Here is a 16378-nt window from a genome sequence, read left to right as displayed (position 1 = left end):
TGGATGCGCATTTTCTGGCCTTCGTTCATATTGCCGCAACTATACTCTGGTTGCGCGACTGTTAACACTTCCTAGTGCTTTCAAAGGCCCACGATGCTGATTTTATTTGCTTCGAGGTCAGTACAATGGGCCGGCCGCGGCAGTAGGGTGCAACCTTGCCCGGGGAGCAGAGTATCTTCGGCTGCAACGGAGTAGTCCGTATCACTGCCTGCCGGGGCTGCTGCAGCGCGGGTTAGAGTTTGCCTGAAAGCGGATTTGGCAACGCTGCCCATCGGTTGCAGGTGCAATTTTATTAGTTATCATTGCAGTAAACATAGCCGGCCGGTTTATTGGCAACAGGCTTAAGACATAGCTCAACCAACGTAACACTTTCCTTTTCTTTCACCCTTTTCCCTATTCTATGAAACAACACCTTCTCTCCTGGAAACAGAGCCTGCTGGCCCTGACGGTTCTCATCTCGGCTGGTCTGAGCAGCTGCAACCGCGCGGAGTACGCCATGCTGCCCAAAACGTCGTCGTACCACGGCACGGAGCGGGTAGCCGTGAAGACGCCGATAGCTACGCCTGCCCCAGCGGTGGCTGAAGCACCGGTAGCAACTGCCCCTGCCGCCGAACTAGCCGTGGCTGCTCCTGCTACCACTGCCAAGGCTACTGCCCCGGCCGTAGCAGCTGCTCCCAGCGTAGCCAAAAAGGCTACGGCCAGTGCCACGCCAACTGCCAAGCCCTCTTTCATGCAGAAAATGGTAGTGAAAAAGGCGCTGAAGAACGTAGATAAAGTAGCGTCCAAAGTGCTGGTGAAAAAGCACAAGGACGTGGCTGAGTCCAACAAGCTGAGCGGCAAAATCCGCCAGGGCGTGATTCTGCTGCTGGTAGGCTTGCTGATTGAAATCCTGGGTGCCGCTACGGGCCTGGGCATCATCTACCTGCTGGGCGCTATCATTGCCATCATCGGTCTGGTATTCATTGTACTGGGCCTGCTGGACGAGATATAGCCTCTGCTCGTCAACGTAAAAAGCCCCGGTTGCCAACAGGCTGCCGGGGCTTTCGCTTTTAACCGCCCTACGCATGTCGAGGAAGAAATTACAGGCATTCAATGTCAGAATTATTGTTTATAAACAGCTGGTTATCAGTTGTGTCGAAACGATTGTGGTTTGTATGTAAACTCTGTTTATCAGGCGAATAGGATTGTATATGGCCCTGTAAGGTGGCAATTAGCAACGGATACCTTTTCTCTTCTCCGCTGTGCTCAAATTCAATCTTATTTGGCCTATACTTCTGCTGGTAACCGTGGCTGGCTGCCACAGTGCCCGCGTACCGGTGGTCTTGCCACTAACCAGTGCATACCACCCCGTTGAACCGCTTCCGCTGCCCTCTGCTGAGCCGCCGGTTGCGCTGCTGGCGTCCGTGCAAAGTGTAGCTGCTCCACGTGCGCAGGTTCAGCCAGCCCGGCAACTGCCCCAACCCATTCCTACTGATACCAGTAGAATCAGACCGCCTTTGCCCCAAGACTACCCACGGGATAAAGCAACACTAATAGTAAATGGCGTGGGTGGTACTGTGACAGCTGCCGGAAGCGTATTAGTGGGTCAAGGGTTAAGTAAACACGAAACCTGGACGACAGCCAGTGCTATAGGAGCAGGGAGTCTACTAGTGGTTGGCTTACTGCTGCTGCTTTACCAGCGGCGCCAGAGCCGAAGGCGCCAGCTACGTCAGGATATAAAGGCTGCGTATCCTAGAATGAAAACCGATTTTTTTGCTATCCTCCTAAAGGTTACAGCGGGCGTAGCACTGGTAGGTGGTCTTCTGATTCTAATAGCTGCCTTAGCTGATCCTGTCTTTATTCTGACGTTAAGCGTGGTGCTTGGGGTAGTAAGTACAGGGTTGGGCCTAGCCATTTTCCTTTCAAAAGACCCGGACAGCCCGCGCGGGCGCTGGCACAAAGAGGTGCGCCAGTACCGGCAGTCGCAACGCCGGCAGCGCCGGGGCATCACCGGAAACTAAGCTACATCGGGTCTACGTCGGCCACAAAGCGGGCCTGCTTGTAGTCTTTCTGGTCTTTCACGGCGTTGATGGCGGCCAGAATATCAGCTTTGGCTTGCTTGAGTACCGTATGCTCGCGGCTGAGTTTGATGGTAATTTCCTGCAGGAAGAAGTTTCGGATACGGAAGATGTAGGGCGCTTCCGGCCCTAGCACGGCCTCCCGGCCCAGCCGGTCTACCAGTTCGTTGGTAAGCAGGATAGCGGCCCGCTCGGCCAGGTGCTGGTCCATATGCTTTACCGTGAGCCGGATGATGCGCATAAACGGCGGGTAGCCATGCTCGCGCCGCTGTAGAATCTCGTACTCGTAGAACTCCAGGTAGTCGTTGCGGATAACCTTGTCGAAAATTACCTGCTGCGGGTCACCAGTCTGGATGATAACCTTGCCTTTCTTGCCCTTGCGGCCCGCCCGCCCGCTCACTTGCACAAACATCTGGAAGGCCCGCTCGTGCGCCCGGAAATCGGGGTAGTGAATAATGGAGTCGGCGTTGATGATGCCCACCAGGCTCACATTGGCAAAGTCGAGGCCTTTGGTTACCATTTGCGTGCCTACCAGCACGTTGGTTACCTGGTTTTCAAAGTCGGCAATGATTTGCTGGTAGGAGTTTTTGGCGCGGGTGGTATCCAGGTCCATGCGCTGCACGTTGGCTTCGGGCAGCATGATTTTGAGGTCGTCCTCAATCTTTTCGGTGCCGAAGCCCACGGGCTTGAGGTTGCGCGAGCCGCAGGCCGGGCACTCCACTGGCAGCCGGTCGTGGTAGCCGCAGTAGTGGCAGCGCAGCTCGTGAGCGTGCTTGTGGTAGCTGAGGCTCACGGCGCAGTTCTGGCACTTGGGTATCCAGCCGCAGTCGAGGCAGTTGATGAAGGGCGAGTAGCCGCGGCGGTTCTGAAACAGAATGATCTGCTCCTTGGCGCCCAGCTTCCGCTCCATTTCCAGCATGAGCTCGGGCGTGAAGTGGTTGTGCATCTTCTTCGCCTCCCGGCTTTTGCGCGTATCCACCAGTTCAATTTCCGGCAGCCCGGCCTCCCCGAAGCGCTTGGTGAGGGAAACCAGCCCGTAGCGCCCGGTGCGCGTCTGGTAGTAGGTTTCCACGGCGGGCGTGGCTGAGCCCAGCAGCGTGCGGGCGCCCTGGAAGTTGGCCATCATCAGGGCCACTTCGCGGGCGTTGTAGCGCGGGGCCGGGTCGTACTGCTTGTAGCTGCTTTCGTGCTCCTCGTCCACGATAATCAAAGCCAGGTTGTCGAAGGGCAGAAACACAGAGGAGCGTACGCCCACCACCACCTGGAACCGGCCCGACAGCACCCCGTTCCACACTTCCACCCGCTCGTTGTCGGAGAACTTAGAGTGGTACACGCCCAGGCGGGAGCCAAATACGCGCATCAGGCGGGTTACAATCTGGGCGGTGAGGGCAATTTCGGGCAGCAGGTACAGCACCTGCCCGCCCCCGTCCAGCGCCTGCCGGATCAGGTCGATGTAGATTTCGGTTTTACCCGCTCCCGTCACGCCGTGCAGCAGCACAATGTCCTTTTCCTGGAACTGCTGCATCACGTCGTCGCGGGCCGTCTGTTGGGCCTCGCTCAGCGTGAAGTGCATGTTGGCCTCGGCGGCATCATCCAGCGGGAAACGCGACACAATCACGTCGAACTGCTCCAGAATGCCGTTTTTAATGAGCGTGTTAACGGCCGAGGGTGAAAGGTGCGGGGCCGACGTCAGGTAAGCTTTTTCGATGCCTTGGTGGTTGAGGTGCTCATTCTGGTACACGGGCACCTTCTGCAGGTAGCGCATGAGCACATCCAGCTGCTTGGAGCGGGAGGCCAACTGAGCGAACAAGGCCTCCACCGCTGCTTCGGCCACATAATGGTGGGCTAGCCGCACCTTCTTCACCACTTTGGGCGAGTACTTGTCCTGCAGATGCTCGAACAGAAAGACCACATCCTTCTGCATCAGCGACTTAATGACTTTGTGAAAGGAGGTGATGCCCAGGATTTCGCCCACTTCCGTGAAGGTGAGGCTCTTGCCTTCCTCGCCGGTGCTCAGGGCCTCCACAATCTTTTCCTCCTGCTCGCTGAGCGGGTAGGGACTCTCGTCGCGCACGAAGGCCGGGTGGAGCTGCACGCGGCTTTCGGAGCTGAGCTTGAGGGCAGAGGGCAGCGCCGCGTTGATAACCTCGCCCAGCGTGCATAGGTAATAGTCGGCCATCCAGCGGAAGAGCTTCAGCTGGGGCTGCGTCACCACCGGGGCATCATCGATGAACTCCAGAATGTACTTGGCCTGGTACTCTTTGGGCGGATTTTCGTGGACTGCCGCCACAATGCAGCTCAGCGTTTTCTTGGCCCCGAACTGCACAATTACCCGCCCGCCTACCACTACCTGGTCGTTGAGCTCGTAGGGCACGCGGTAGGTGTAGAGCTTGGGCAGCGGCAGGGGCAGAATCACGTCGGCAAACAGCGTGACGCGGTCGGTGGCCGCCTCGGGTTGCGGCTGCACAAAGTCAAACGTGAGGCTCAAAGGGAAAGCAAAGCTGAAAGCGAAAAGTAAAGATAGCACACGCCGCCGCGCTTACGGTGCAGCCAATCGAGGCCAACTCTCAAATAGGGTGAGCGGCCAGCTATATAAGGGTCGGCAATTTTAGAGCTGAGCCAGGGCCTCCGCTACGGTATGCACGGGCTGCTGGCAGGCATGGTTGAAGCACACGTACAGCGTGGTTTCGCCGTGCAGGGCCGCGCGGTTTTGCAACAAAGGCAGCTCGCCGGGCCCGGGGCCGCCGGCCAGCACCGCGTTGGGCAGAAAGTGCCGGCTCAGCTCCTGCCGACGGGCATCAGCTTCGGGGCCTATTATGGCAATTTCGGCGGTGGGCCGCAGCAAGGCAGTGTACAGAGAAGCCCAATTGGCCAGGTGCTGGGGTTCCTGCACCACCAGGGCCTGCACACGGCGCAGCATGGCGGCGGCCAGTCCGGTGTAGCGCGGCTGCTCCAGCAGCAGCCCCAGCCGGTGCAGGTTGTGCGCCATCACGGAGTTGGAACTGGGAATTACGTTGTCGAACAGCTCCTTTTTACGGGCAATCAGGCTTTCCCCGGCCACATCGGTGTAGAAGAAGTGCTCCTCCTCCGGGTCGAAGAAGTTGGTGAGCGTGTACTCCGTCAGCACCTCCGCCTCGTGCAGCCAGCTTTCCGTGAACGTAGCTTCGTACAGGCTGATATAGGCTTGAATTACCAGCGCGTAGTCTTCCAGAAACCCAATAACGGTAGCCTGCCCGTTTTTGTACGTGCGCCATAGGCTGACCCCGTTGCGCAACTTAGCCTGCAGAAATTCGGCGTTGCGCACAGCCAGCGTGAGGAACCTGGGCTCGGCAAAAGCGCGGTAGGCATCCAGCAGACCCTGAAGCAGCAGCGCGTTCCAACCCGTCAGAATTTTGTCGTCGAGGGCGGGGCGAGGGCGGGCGGCGCGGTACTGCAGCAGTTTCTGCTTCCAGCCCTGCACCAGTTCGGCTACTACGCCGGGCGCCAGCTCGTGCTGCCGGGCAAAGTCTTCGTCGGACAGCTGGCGGTGCAGAATATTGCGGCCATGCTCCCAGTTGCCGGCGGCCGTGCAGCCGTAGTAGGCTTCGGCAAGCAGCTCCTCCTGGCCCAGGGCTTCGCGCAGCTCGTCTTTCGTGAATACGTAGAAGCGGCCTTCCTCGCCCTCACTGTCGGCATCCAGCGCGGAGTAGAAGCCGGCTTCCGGGCTAAGTAGTTCGCGCTCCGCAAACCGCACAGTTTCGTACACTACTTCCCGGAAAAGCTCGTCGCCGGTTAGCTGGTAGGCTTCGGCGTAGAGGCTGAGGAGCTGCCCGTTGTCGTAGAGCATCTTCTCGAAGTGGGGGGCCAGCCAGTTTTCATCTACCGAGTAGCGGGCAAAGCCGCCGCCCACCTGGTCGTAGAGGCCACCCCAGGCCATGCGGCGCAACGTTAGGGTGGTTTGCTCCAACACAGCTTGGTTGCCGGTCATATGATGCACGCGTAGCAAAAAGCGCCAGATGCCGGGCATGGGGAACTTCGGCGCGCCGCTCAACCCGCCTTTTTCCTGGTCGAATTTCGCGGTCAGGTTAGATACGAGTAGTTGAAACTCTTCCTCCGACAAGCCTTCGGCCGCGGCGGGCAGGCGGTGCTTTTCCAGCTCACTGAGTTGCAGGGCCTGGGCGAAGTGCTCAGCCGAAGCCTCCAGCTCCTGGCGGTTTTCGTTCTGGTAGGCCTGCCCGATGCTGGCCAGCAGCTGCGCCCAGTTGCGGGGCGCGAAATATGTGCCTCCATAGAAGGGCTTGGCTTCCGGGGTCAGAAACACGTTTAACGGCCAGCCACCGCCCACGCCCATGGCCTGCACCGTTGCCATATACACTTGGTCCACGTCGGGGCGCTCCTCCCGGTCTACCTTGATGCAGACGAAGTGCGCGTTCATCAGGGCGGCTATCTGCGGATTCTCGAATGACTCACGCTCCATCACGTGGCACCAGTGGCAGGCCGCGTAGCCAATGCTCACCAGGATCGGCTTCTGCTCCTGCCGGGCCCGCGCCAAGGCTTCTTCACCCCACGGATACCAGTCTACGGGGTTGTGCGCGTGCTGCAGCAGGTACGGGCTCGATTCCTGAGCCAGCCGATTTGGCGACGATGAACGGGAGCTGGACATTAGGCTGGGGCATAGTTGGAAAAACAAAACCCGGCCACTGCGGGCCGGGTTTTGAAAGAAGACATTTTACGCGTTTTCGGCGCCGGTATCCGGGGCAGTCGGCTTGCGCCGGGAAGGGCGGACCCTTTTCGGCGCAGATGGAGCCGGCGTTTCTGCGGGAGCTGTTGGCGCTTCAGGCTGAGCGGCGGTCGGGGCCTTGCCGCGTTTCCGCGCGGCTGGGACTTTGGGGGCCGGGGCCTCGGTTGGCGTTTCCGGAGCTGCTGCTTTAGGCTTGGATGAACGCGCCGGCCGCTTATTGCCGGCAACCGGAGCAGCAGGTGGCGTTTCCGTAGTCTCCGCCGTAGCCGTACCTGGCGTTACGGTGGATGCTACGGGCTTTTTCCGGGCCGGACGGGGCCGGGCAGCTGGCTTTGGAGTTGCCGGGGCGGCCGGGGGCGTAACAGCTACTGCGGGCTGCCCGGGTGCTTCCGCAACGGGCACTTCAGCTGCCGGCGCTTCGATGGCAACTTCCGTAGGCTGCTTGGCCCGGCCCGGCCGCGCCTGGCGGCTGGCCTGCCCGGTGCTGCTCAGGTTGCCGGAGGCACCTGTACCCACCGTATGCGGAATGAGTGGCTTCGGAGCGGCCGGTGCTGAAGCAACTGCAGAACCAGCGGGAGCTACTTCAATGGAAGCCGCAACTACCGGAACGACGGGCTCAGGAGTAGGCGCCGCACTGGGCTCCGGGGCTGCTACGGGCGCGTCAACCCATTCGGTATTGTTGACCTGCAACTCGTCCGGCAGAACCTGGGAAACCGGCGACTCCGAAACAGCGGGTACCGACGCTTCTTCCGTTGCCGGGGCAGACTCAGCCGCATAAAGAGGTTTGAAGCGCGGAGCAGGCCGGTGCGGCTTGCGCACGGCAGCAGCCCTCCGCTCACTGGCCGAACGACCCGAACGGCCTTCGCGTCGGCCACCTTGGGTATCGTCGCCAGCGGGTTCGGTCGTATCGAATTCCGAGGCGTTATTCGCATCCGCTTCGGGAGCAGCAACTGGTAAACCAGGTTCAAGAGACTGCGCAGTTTCAGCAACCCATTCGTCTGACGGCTCAGCAGCTTGCTGTGGTTGATCCGCTGTTTCAACTGCCGAGGCCTGTGTTTCCTCGGTCTGCTCCAGGGCACTTGCTTCGGGTAAAGCCGGCTTGCGGTTTTTGGAGCGGCGCGAATTGCGCTTGCGGCGTTCCAGCGCGGTTTGCAGCGGCATATCCGGCTGCTCGGTAACTACAGCTGGCGGAGACGGTGGAAACGAAGACGGTAACGAATCAGCTACCGGCTCGACAGCCGCATCGGCTTCCGCCGTTGGCAGCAGCTGGCTTAACGTGGCGGTAGTGGCAGCCAACGCTTCGGCCTCGGCGGCCAGGCGGGCGGCGTGCTTTTTCTTGTTACGCTTAGCGCCACCCCGACTCCGGCGCTTTTTCCTGATAAGCGGCTGCTCGCCTTCCAGCGCCGCGCCCACGGCTTCCGCCAGCGTATCGGCTGCTTCAGGTTCCTCGTCAGCCTCGTCCTCTTCCACGTCTTCGTCGGGCCATTCCAGGGCCGAGTCCAGTTGGGCTTCGGCATCAAGCGGCTCCTGCACGGCAACCGGAGCTTCTTCGCCCACGTCGATGCGTTCCTCGTCGTCCTCTTCGGGTTCGGGAGTTGGTTGCGGCGGGGCAGGAGGGAGGGGCAGCTCGGCTATGCGCTGGCGCACAGTAGCCAGCTCGGCCTGCACGCTGGCCTGGGTGCTGAGGCGCTCCAGACGTTCCAGGGTTTGTTCCAGAAACTGCCGGTGCTCGGGGGCAGCAGCGTAGAGTGGACGGTGGGCCAATGCCTGCCGTACGGCTTCCCACTCCTTCTTAAAGCGCCCGAATGACTGGTCGAAGTACGTGCGCGTGAACTTCTCCCAGATGTAGTCCTCCGCTACCGGCGAGGGGTGCAGCATGTCGGGGGCATAGAAGCGGTAGTCGCGCAAATCGTCCAGCAGCAGCTCGTAGGCCGGGAAGTACGATATATCGGGGAGCAACTCGCTGAGGTAGTGGCAGGCCACGCGCAGCACCGATTTGCTGACGGAGTTCAGCGGCAGCGTGTCCTTGATATGCCGCACCGGACTCACCGTCAGAATAAACCGCAGCCTGGGGTTGATGCGCCGCAGGTAAGCGTGGGTTTCGGCTACGGCATTGATGATTTCATCGGGCGTGAGCAGCTCTTTCTCGAAGCGCTCCGCCGGGATTTTGTGGCAGTTGCTTACCAGCTCCCCGGTTTCCTTCAGGCGATATACGAAGGCCGTGCCCAGCGTGAGCATTACTACGTCCGTCTGGGCCAGGAACGCGCCGGTTTCGCGTACCACTTCCTGAATACGCTGGAGCAAAGCCACCGGGTTTTCGGCTCCGAGGCTGGCAGCCAGGTCGTAGCTCTGCCAGCGGCTCCGGGCTTCTACCAGGTGCTGCTGCCAGTCCATGTCTTCGCCGGCGGCGGTGCGCAGCAGCTGGCAGGCCGTAATAGGGTTGAACACGGTGCCGAACGGATTCACCAGCGTGGCAACCTTGTAATCGGCCAGGCGGGAGCCAATGGTATCGGCAAAGCAGGAACCCACCGTAAGCACCCGCGCGGAGGGCGGCAGCTGCTGCGGGTGAGGGGTAAGAGGTAATTCAGTACGAAACATCAGAGGTACATCAACCCGAAAAGCGGTGCGGGCCACCGGCTGTTTTTCCACGCTGCGGCGCCAGCCAGCTGGCGGCACCCTCAGCCGGCCGAGCAAACGCTACCAGGTCAGGAAAAAACGGCTATAGAGAAGACAAAGGTAACAGCCCGCCACCGATTGTGGCACCGCCCTGCCGGAAGTACGTAAAGTGGTACCGCAAAGGCCATAAAAAAGCCCGGCTGCCAAAGCAACCGGGCTTTTTCTGAAGCAGGCAGAGCTTACTCCGATACTACGTTGAAGCGTACTTTGTGCTTCACTTCGCGGTGCAGGTCCAGCGTGGCAGTGTATTCGCCTACCGAGCCGGGCTCCTGGTCGAACGAGAGACGCTTGCGGTCTACGTCAATGCCTTTCGCCTTGAGGGCGTCGGCCAGCTGCAGCGTGGTTACCCGGCCGAAGATGCGGCCGCTTTCACCCACCTTGGCGGGCAGGTCTACCACGGTGTCACCGATTTTGTCGGCCACGGCTTGGGCATCGCCCTTTACCTTCTCTGCTTTGTGAGCAGCCTGGCGTACGTTTTCGGCAACGATTTTCTTGTTGGTCTTATCAGCCAGTACGGCCAGACCTTGGGGGAGCAGGTAGTTGCGACCGAAGCCGGCCTTTACCGTCACAAGATCATTCTTGTAGCCCAGACCCTTTACGTCGTCTTTCAGGATTACTTCCATGTCTATGTTTAGTATTGAGCAGTGAGTAGTAAGTATTGAGTAAGAACAAAGCGAGAAACACTCGCATAAGTCTCACTACTCAATACCAACTACCCAATACTAATTTTCTATTTCAGCGAATCGGTTACGTAGGGCATCAGCGCCAGGTGACGGGCTTTGGCCACGGCCTGGGCTACTTTGCGCTGGAACTTCAGGCTGGTACCGGTGATGCGGCGGGGCAGAATGCGGCCCTGCTCGTTCACGAACTTGAGCAGGAAGTTCGGGTCTTTGTAGTCCACGTACTTAATGCCGGCTTTCTTGAAGCGGCAGTACTTCACGCGCTGCTCCTGCTTGTGGATTCTTTCGTTGGCGAGGCTCATATACTTATTGGGCTACAGCTTCCGATTGTTGTTTGGCTTTCTGCTGGTTCATCTCCCCGTTCCGACGACGCTGGCTGTAAGCTACAGCGTGCTTGTCGAGGACGGTGGTCAGGAACCGGATGACGCGCTCATCGCGGCGGAAGCTGGTTTCCAGCTTGTCCACGATGTTGCCCGAACCGGTGAACTCCACGAGAAAGTAATAGCCGGTCGATTTCTTCTGAATCGGGTAAGCCAGTTTCTTGAGTCCCCAGCTTTCCTGGTGGATAATGTCGGCGCTATTTTCCTTAAGCACCTGGGTGAACTTCTCGACCGTCTCTTGCACCTGGCTCTCGTTCAGCACGGGAGTCAAGATGAAGACCGTCTCGTAATTTCTTACTTCCATTACGACGGGGTGAAAAATGTGATTGAAAAACTGAATGAGGGCGCAAAGATACGCTTTCTGTTTAGGATTGAAGCTGGTGGCTCCGGATTTCTTTTCCAGCCCCCGGTAAGTAAGGCCGTAACAATCAGCCGGAAACCCGATGGCGGGTTGCAGTCCAGGTACGGTTGCCCTTTGCCAAAGCAGGTAGCTCCGATTGTTAACTAAAACGGAAGCGTATTGCGCTCCTATTATATAAGGAGTGGAAAACGCATTTTTAGAACCATTCCAGACAAGCCCGCAAGGCCGAAAATTAGGCTGTACAGGTTTGTTCTCTGGGTTTCCCGACCTACATTTGTGGCCTTGAAGCACCCCCGCGTTTCTTTTTCCCCGTCAACTTGTGCTATGACTGGCATCCGACTACGTACCCTTCCTTACTGCTTACTTGCTCTCTTTCTGTCGTTTGCTTCCCTTGATCGTGCCTCGGCGCAGGATGTGGGGGCTGCCCCGGATGTGAGCAAGGAAGGCGTAGCTCCCGGCGCTACGGCCGCAGCTGCCCCCGCGGCAGCGGCAGGTGCCACTACCGGCGACGCCGCCGCTATTGCCGCCGGCGACGCTCTTTTCAAAGGCAACTGCGCCCAGTGCCACGCTGTGAACGAAGTGGTGGTAGGCCCGGCTCTGGCTGGCATCACCAAGCGCCGTTCCCTATCTTGGCTTATTCCGTGGATCAAAAACTCCAGCAAAGTGGTGGCCAGCGGCGACGACTATGCGGTGAAGATCTTCAATCAGTACCAGAAGCAGCAGATGCCCAGCTTCCAGCTGTCAGATGCTGAAATCACCTCGATTGTATCGTATATCACTTCGCAGGAAGGTGTTAATAGCCCTGTTGGTGGCGACACTAAAGGTGTAGCTGGTAAAGATGCCACCGATACCGCTGCTGCAGGTACTGAAGCCGGTGCCGCCAAATATGTTGATATCCTGCTTATCGTACTGGTGGTGGTGCTGATTGTGCTGGTGGTAACACTGGTTATCATTGCCAACATCATGAAGGACGTGCTGCGGGGCCGCAAGGACCTCGACGGCCGCGACGTGGAGCTGCTGGAGCAGCGCTTCGACTGGACCAAGCTCTATAAGTCGAAAGTGGTGCGGGGTTTAGCCCTGGGCGTCTTCCTGTTGGCTGTGCTGTATGAGTCGGTGCAGGGCGTAATGGCCGTGGGGCTCACGCAGGGCTATCAGCCCACCCAGCCCATTGCCTTCTCGCATAAGCTGCACGCCGGCGAACATCAGATCAACTGCGCCTACTGCCACACCTCGGTGTACAAGAGCAAGTCGGCTAACATTCCTTCGGCCAACATCTGTATGAACTGCCACTCGCAGATCAAAACGGAGTCGCCGGAAATCAAGAAAATCTACCGGGCTATTCAGAAGAACCAGCCCATTCAGTGGGTGCGGGTTCATAACCTGCCCGACCTGGCGTACTTCAACCACTCCCAGCACACGCAGGTGGGTGGCCTGGAATGCCAGACATGCCACGGCCCCATCCAGAACATGGATGTAGTGTACCAGTACTCGGCCCTGACGATGGGCTGGTGCATCAACTGCCACCGCGAAACGCCGCTCAACACCAAGGGCAACGGTTACTACGACAAGCTGGTGCAGCTGCACGACAAGGCCAATGGTGCTGTGCCGTTCACTGTGTCGTCGAACGGTGGTACCGAGTGCTCGAAGTGCCACTACTAATTGGTTGGTGGGGATATAGGGCACAGCTAGCTCTATAGTCGCCTCACCTACTACTCTTAACTGGAAATAAAGACAAGCATTGACCTTGTGGACGATGGAAGGTCGAAACTCAAGACCCTAAGTCCCCAAGACCCCAAGACCCCATAACAAATGCAAGAGTCGCCTAAGTACTGGAAGGGAATTGAGGAACTGGAGAACTCGCCGGAGTTCGTGAAGAATGCACTCACGGAGTTTGCAGACTTCCTGCCGGTAAAGGAAACCTATGGCTCTTCCGACGCCTCGGTTGCCCCGCGCCGCGACTTCCTCAAGCTGATGGGATTCGGCCTGGCCGCCGCTACCCTAGCCAGCTGCGAAACGCCCATTAAAAAGGCTATTCCCTACCTGAACAAGCCCGAAGAGGTTGACCCAGGTATTGCTAACTTCTACGCCTCGACGTACTTCACGGGCCAGGACTACAACAGCGTGCTGGTGAAAACCCGTGAGGGTCGGCCCATCAAGCTGGAAGGCAACCCCGAGTCGCCCATTACGCGTGGTGGGCTCTCGGCCCGCGGTCAGGCCGCTGTGCTGAGCCTCTACGACGGTGCTCGTCTGCAGCATTTCGCCATCAAGGGTCAGAAAGCGGAGAAAGACCGCGTCGACCAGGAAATCCGCTCGAAGCTGGCCAGTGCCGGCCGCATTGCCATTGTCTCGCCCACCATCATCAGCCCGAGCACCAAGAAGGTTATTGCCGAGTTTACCTCGCGCTACGCCGGTACCGAGCACGTGATGTACGACGTCAACTCGGCTTCGGGCCTGCTGCGGGCCAACGGCGGCGTATTGCCCGCCTACGACTTCAGCAAAGCCAACGTCATCGTGAGCCTCGCGGCCGACTTCCTTGGTACCTGGATTTCGCCGGTGGAGTTTGCCACGCAATACATCCAGAACCGTAAGGTTTCGAGCGAGAAGCGCACCATGTCGCGCCACTATCAGTTCGAAACGGCTATGTCGCTGACCGGCTCCAACGCCGACGTGCGCGTACCGGTTAAACCTTCGGAACTTGGGGCCGCTACGCTGGCCCTGTACAACGCCGTAGTAGGCGGCGGGGCAGGCTCTTCCTACAAGAATGACCAGCTGACCAAAGCCGCCAACGAGCTGAAAGCTGCTGGCAGCCGTGGTCTGGTGGTATCAGGCTCAAACGACCCGGCCGTGCAAACGCTGGTAGCCGCCATCAACACCGCACTGGGCTCGGCTGCCGTGGATACGGCTAACCCCTCCATGGTACGCCAGGGTGACGACGCCCGCATGGACCGGCTGGTAACGGATATCATCGGTGGCCGCGTAGGTGCCGTTATTTTCTACCACGCCAACCCCGTTTTCGACCACCCGAAAGGTGTTCAGCTGGCCGCTGCCCTGCCCAAAGTAGGTTTGACGATTTCGCTGAACGACCGACTGGACGAAACCGGCTCCCTCTGTCAGTACGCCGTGCCCGACCACCACTGGCTGGAATCGTGGAACGACTTTGAGCCCAAGCGTGGCTTCCTGAGCTTGTCGCAGCCGGCTATTTCGCCGCTGTTTGCTACCCGCCAGGCGCAGGATTCGCTCCTGACCTGGGCCGGCAATCCGCAGAGTTACTACAACTACCTGCGCGCTCAATGGTCCGGTCTCACGGGCGGAGCCGCTGGCTGGGACAAAGCCGTACACGATGGTGTGGCTACGGGCACGGCCTCGCCGGCTCCGGTAGCTCAACTGGGCGCTCCTATGAGTGCTGCTGCCGCTGCTTCGGCCATTGCCGCTGCCCCCAAAGGCTCAGGCATCGAGCTGTTCATCTACGAAAAAGTAGGGGTGGGCAGCGGTGCCGAGGCCAACAACCCCTGGCTGCAGGAATTGCCTGACCCGGTTTCGAAAGCTACCTGGGGCAACTACGTAGCCATGTCGCAAAAGCAGGCGAAAGAACTGCAGCTGGAGCAGAACGATGTAGTAAAAGTATCGGCCAACGGCAAGAGTGTTGAGTTGCCCGTGCTGGTTCAGCCCGGCCAGGCGTATGGCTCCATTAGCATTGCGCTGGGCTATGGCCGCGAAAAGGCGGGCAAAGTAGCCGACAAAGTGGGTGCCAACGTGCTGCCGCTGGCTACCGTGAAAGACGGCGCCGTTAGCTACACGACTACGGTGACGCTGGAGAAAACCGGGGCTACCTCGCCCATTGCTCAGACACAGACGCACCACACCATCATGGACCGCAAGCCGGTGGTGCAGGAAGCAACGCTGAAGCAATACCAGAAAGACCCAAAGGAAGTAACCGAGTACGAAAAGCTGGTAACTCCCGAAGGCAAAGTAATGCCCGGCAAGGTTTCGCTGTGGCAGGACTACGAGTACAAGAACCACCACTGGGGCATGGCCGTGGACCTGAACTCCTGCATTGGCTGCGGCTCGTGCGTGGTAGGGTGCCAGGCCGAAAACAACGTGGCCGTAGTAGGCAAGCAGGAGGTTATCAACCGCCGCGAGATGCACTGGATGCGCATCGACCGCTACTACAGCTCCGATGCCCATAAGTCGGACTTTGAGGAGAAAGGCAAGCTGGACACCTATGCGGCGATGGAAGACCCCTCCGAGAACCCCTCGGTTATCTTCCAGCCGATGATGTGCCAGCACTGCAACCATGCTCCCTGCGAAACGGTGTGCCCGGTACTGGCTACCACGCACAGCTCGGAAGGTCTCAACCAGATGACCTACAACCGTTGCGTAGGCACGCGCTATTGCGCCAACAACTGCCCGTATAAAGTTCGTCGCTTCAACTGGTTCTCATACTACAGCAACGAGAAGTTCGAAGACGTGAACGGCCATATGTTCACGGACCTCGGCCGCATGGTGCTGAACCCCGACGTGACGGTGCGCGCCCGCGGCGTGATGGAGAAGTGCTCGATGTGCGTGCAGCGCATTCAGCTGGGCAAGCTTGAAGCCAAAAAGCAGAAGCGTCGTCCGCAGGATGGCGAAATCGTGTCGGCCTGCGCTCAGTCTTGCCCCACGCAGGCCATCGTATTCGGTGATATGCGCGACCCGGAATCCCGCATTTCGAAGCTGCTGCGCCGTGAAGATGGCGAGCGGGCCTTCCACGTGCTGGATGCCATCAACGTGCAGCCCAACATCACGTACCTGACCAAGATTCGCAACACCGACTCGTCGGAGTTTAACGCTTAAACAGTTCAAGGGGGCTTGGAAAATTGGTTTTTGCGACCAACGCTCATCATAAACCAAGTCCCTAAGTCCCCAAGTCCCTAATACCTAAACACTATGCAGCACGTATCGCCTGTACGGGAGCCGCTCGTAACCGGGGGAAAATCGTACCACGACGTCACGCAGGATGTGTGCCGTCAGGTAGAAGCCGCCCCGAATGTTCGGTGGATGGCGGCCCTGGCCGTGGCCCTGTTTTTCCTCGGTATTTTCTTCTACTCGGTTTACCGCACGCTGTGGTACGGCATCGGGGAGTGGGGATTGAACAAAACGGTGGGCTGGGCCTGGGACATCACCAACTTCGTGTGGTGGGTAGGCATCGGCCACGCCGGCACGCTCATCTCGGCCGTACTGCTGTTGTTCCGTCAGAAGTGGCGTACCTCCATCAACCGCGCTGCCGAAGCCATGACCATCTTCGCCGTGATCTGCGCGGCCATGTTTCCGGTGCTGCACATGGGCCGTCCGTGGCTGGCTTTCTACGTATTCCCGCTGCAAAACACGCTTGGCTCGCTCTGGGCCAACTTCAACTCGCCCTTGTTGTGGGACGTGTTTGCCATCAGCACCTACTTCACCGTGTCCCTGGTGTTCTGGTACACGGGCCTGGTGCCCGACTTCGCCACCATCCGTGACCGGGCCAA

General features: G+C 59.1%; 11 protein-coding genes. 5 read left to right on the top strand and 6 right to left on the bottom strand.

The annotated features are described in order from the left end of the window. Nucleotides 1–400: 400 nt before the first annotated feature. The gene (locus I5L79_RS23090; protein ID WP_196957464.1) at nucleotides 401–991 is read left to right on the top strand and encodes a hypothetical protein; all 591 of its coding nucleotides are present in this window, start codon (nucleotides 401–403) and stop codon (nucleotides 989–991) included. Between the two features lie 745 nt (nucleotides 992–1736). After that, nucleotides 1737–2000: a hypothetical protein gene (locus I5L79_RS23085; protein WP_196957463.1), complete on the top strand. Its 264-nt coding sequence runs from the start codon at nucleotides 1737–1739 to the stop codon at nucleotides 1998–2000. Between the two features lies 1 nt (nucleotide 2001). Here the strand turns inward: I5L79_RS23085 and priA are convergent, their stop codons facing one another. The 6 genes from priA to rpsF all read right to left on the bottom strand — a co-directional run bounded on the left by priA (nucleotide 2002) and on the right by rpsF (nucleotide 10817). Continuing rightward, nucleotides 2002–4545: a replication restart helicase PriA gene (gene priA / locus I5L79_RS23080; RefSeq protein WP_196957462.1), complete on the bottom strand. Its 2544-nt coding sequence runs from the start codon at nucleotides 4543–4545 to the stop codon at nucleotides 2002–2004. Nucleotides 4546–4665: 120 nt separating this feature from the next. After that, nucleotides 4666–6699 carry a thioredoxin domain-containing protein gene (locus I5L79_RS23075; RefSeq protein ID WP_196957461.1) on the bottom strand — a complete coding sequence of 678 codons (2034 nt, stop codon included), beginning with the start codon at nucleotides 6697–6699 and terminating at the stop codon, nucleotides 4666–4668. A gap of 66 nt (nucleotides 6700–6765) precedes the next feature. Beyond that, complete coding sequence (locus I5L79_RS23550) at nucleotides 6766–9375, bottom strand: GSCFA domain-containing protein (protein ID WP_196957460.1); 2610 nt, start codon at nucleotides 9373–9375, stop codon at nucleotides 6766–6768. Nucleotides 9376–9632: 257 nt separating this feature from the next. After that, nucleotides 9633–10076, bottom strand: coding sequence for a 50S ribosomal protein L9 (gene rplI, locus I5L79_RS23065; protein WP_196957459.1), 444 nt, complete (start codon nucleotides 10074–10076; stop codon nucleotides 9633–9635). 107 nt (nucleotides 10077–10183) lie between these two features. Then, complete coding sequence (rpsR, locus tag I5L79_RS23060; RefSeq protein ID WP_149071344.1) at nucleotides 10184–10435, bottom strand: 30S ribosomal protein S18; 252 nt, start codon at nucleotides 10433–10435, stop codon at nucleotides 10184–10186. Nucleotides 10436–10439: 4 nt separating this feature from the next. Continuing rightward, on the bottom strand, nucleotides 10440–10817 hold the full coding sequence (gene rpsF, locus I5L79_RS23055; RefSeq protein ID WP_196957458.1) for a 30S ribosomal protein S6: 378 nt from the start codon (nucleotides 10815–10817) through the stop codon (nucleotides 10440–10442). A gap of 381 nt (nucleotides 10818–11198) precedes the next feature. On the opposite strand from rpsF, the gene I5L79_RS23050 reads away from it, so the two are divergent. The 3 genes from I5L79_RS23050 to nrfD all read left to right on the top strand — a co-directional run. After that, on the top strand, nucleotides 11199–12533 hold the full coding sequence (locus I5L79_RS23050; protein ID WP_196957457.1) for a cytochrome c3 family protein: 1335 nt from the start codon (nucleotides 11199–11201) through the stop codon (nucleotides 12531–12533). Between the two features lie 150 nt (nucleotides 12534–12683). Further along, nucleotides 12684–15707 carry a TAT-variant-translocated molybdopterin oxidoreductase gene (locus I5L79_RS23045; RefSeq protein WP_196957456.1) on the top strand — a complete coding sequence of 1008 codons (3024 nt, stop codon included), beginning with the start codon at nucleotides 12684–12686 and terminating at the stop codon, nucleotides 15705–15707. A 93-nt stretch (nucleotides 15708–15800) separates the two neighbouring features. After that, on the top strand, nucleotides 15801–16378 hold a 578-nt coding region (gene nrfD, locus I5L79_RS23040; protein WP_196957455.1), incomplete at its 3' end, for an NrfD/PsrC family molybdoenzyme membrane anchor subunit.

This window comes from Hymenobacter guriensis, from assembly GCF_015773195.1.
Classification (GTDB): Bacteria; Bacteroidota; Bacteroidia; order Cytophagales; family Hymenobacteraceae; genus Hymenobacter; species Hymenobacter guriensis.
Note: the sequence above shows the minus strand (reverse complement) of the source record. Positions and strands in the feature narration are given on the sequence as shown.

Bases quoted from the DNA above. Each gene is read 5' to 3' on its own strand.
- I5L79_RS23090 (WP_196957464.1), top strand. From the start codon at position 401: ATGAAACAACACCTTCTCTCCTGGAAACAGAGCCTGCTGGCCCTGACG.
- I5L79_RS23085 (WP_196957463.1), top strand. From the start codon at position 1,737: ATGAAAACCGATTTTTTTGCTATCCTCCTAAAGGTTACAGCGGGCGTA.
- I5L79_RS23075 (WP_196957461.1), bottom strand. From the start codon at position 6,699: ATGTCCAGCTCCCGTTCATCGTCGCCAAATCGGCTGGCTCAGGAATCG.
- I5L79_RS23550 (WP_196957460.1), bottom strand. From the start codon at position 9,375: ATGTTTCGTACTGAATTACCTCTTACCCCTCACCCGCAGCAGCTGCCG.
- rplI (WP_196957459.1), bottom strand. From the start codon at position 10,076: ATGGAAGTAATCCTGAAAGACGACGTAAAGGGTCTGGGCTACAAGAAT.
- rpsR (WP_149071344.1), bottom strand. From the start codon at position 10,435: ATGAGCCTCGCCAACGAAAGAATCCACAAGCAGGAGCAGCGCGTGAAG.
- rpsF (WP_196957458.1), bottom strand. From the start codon at position 10,817: ATGGAAGTAAGAAATTACGAGACGGTCTTCATCTTGACTCCCGTGCTG.
- I5L79_RS23050 (WP_196957457.1), top strand. From the start codon at position 11,199: ATGACTGGCATCCGACTACGTACCCTTCCTTACTGCTTACTTGCTCTC.
- I5L79_RS23045 (WP_196957456.1), top strand. From the start codon at position 12,684: ATGCAAGAGTCGCCTAAGTACTGGAAGGGAATTGAGGAACTGGAGAAC.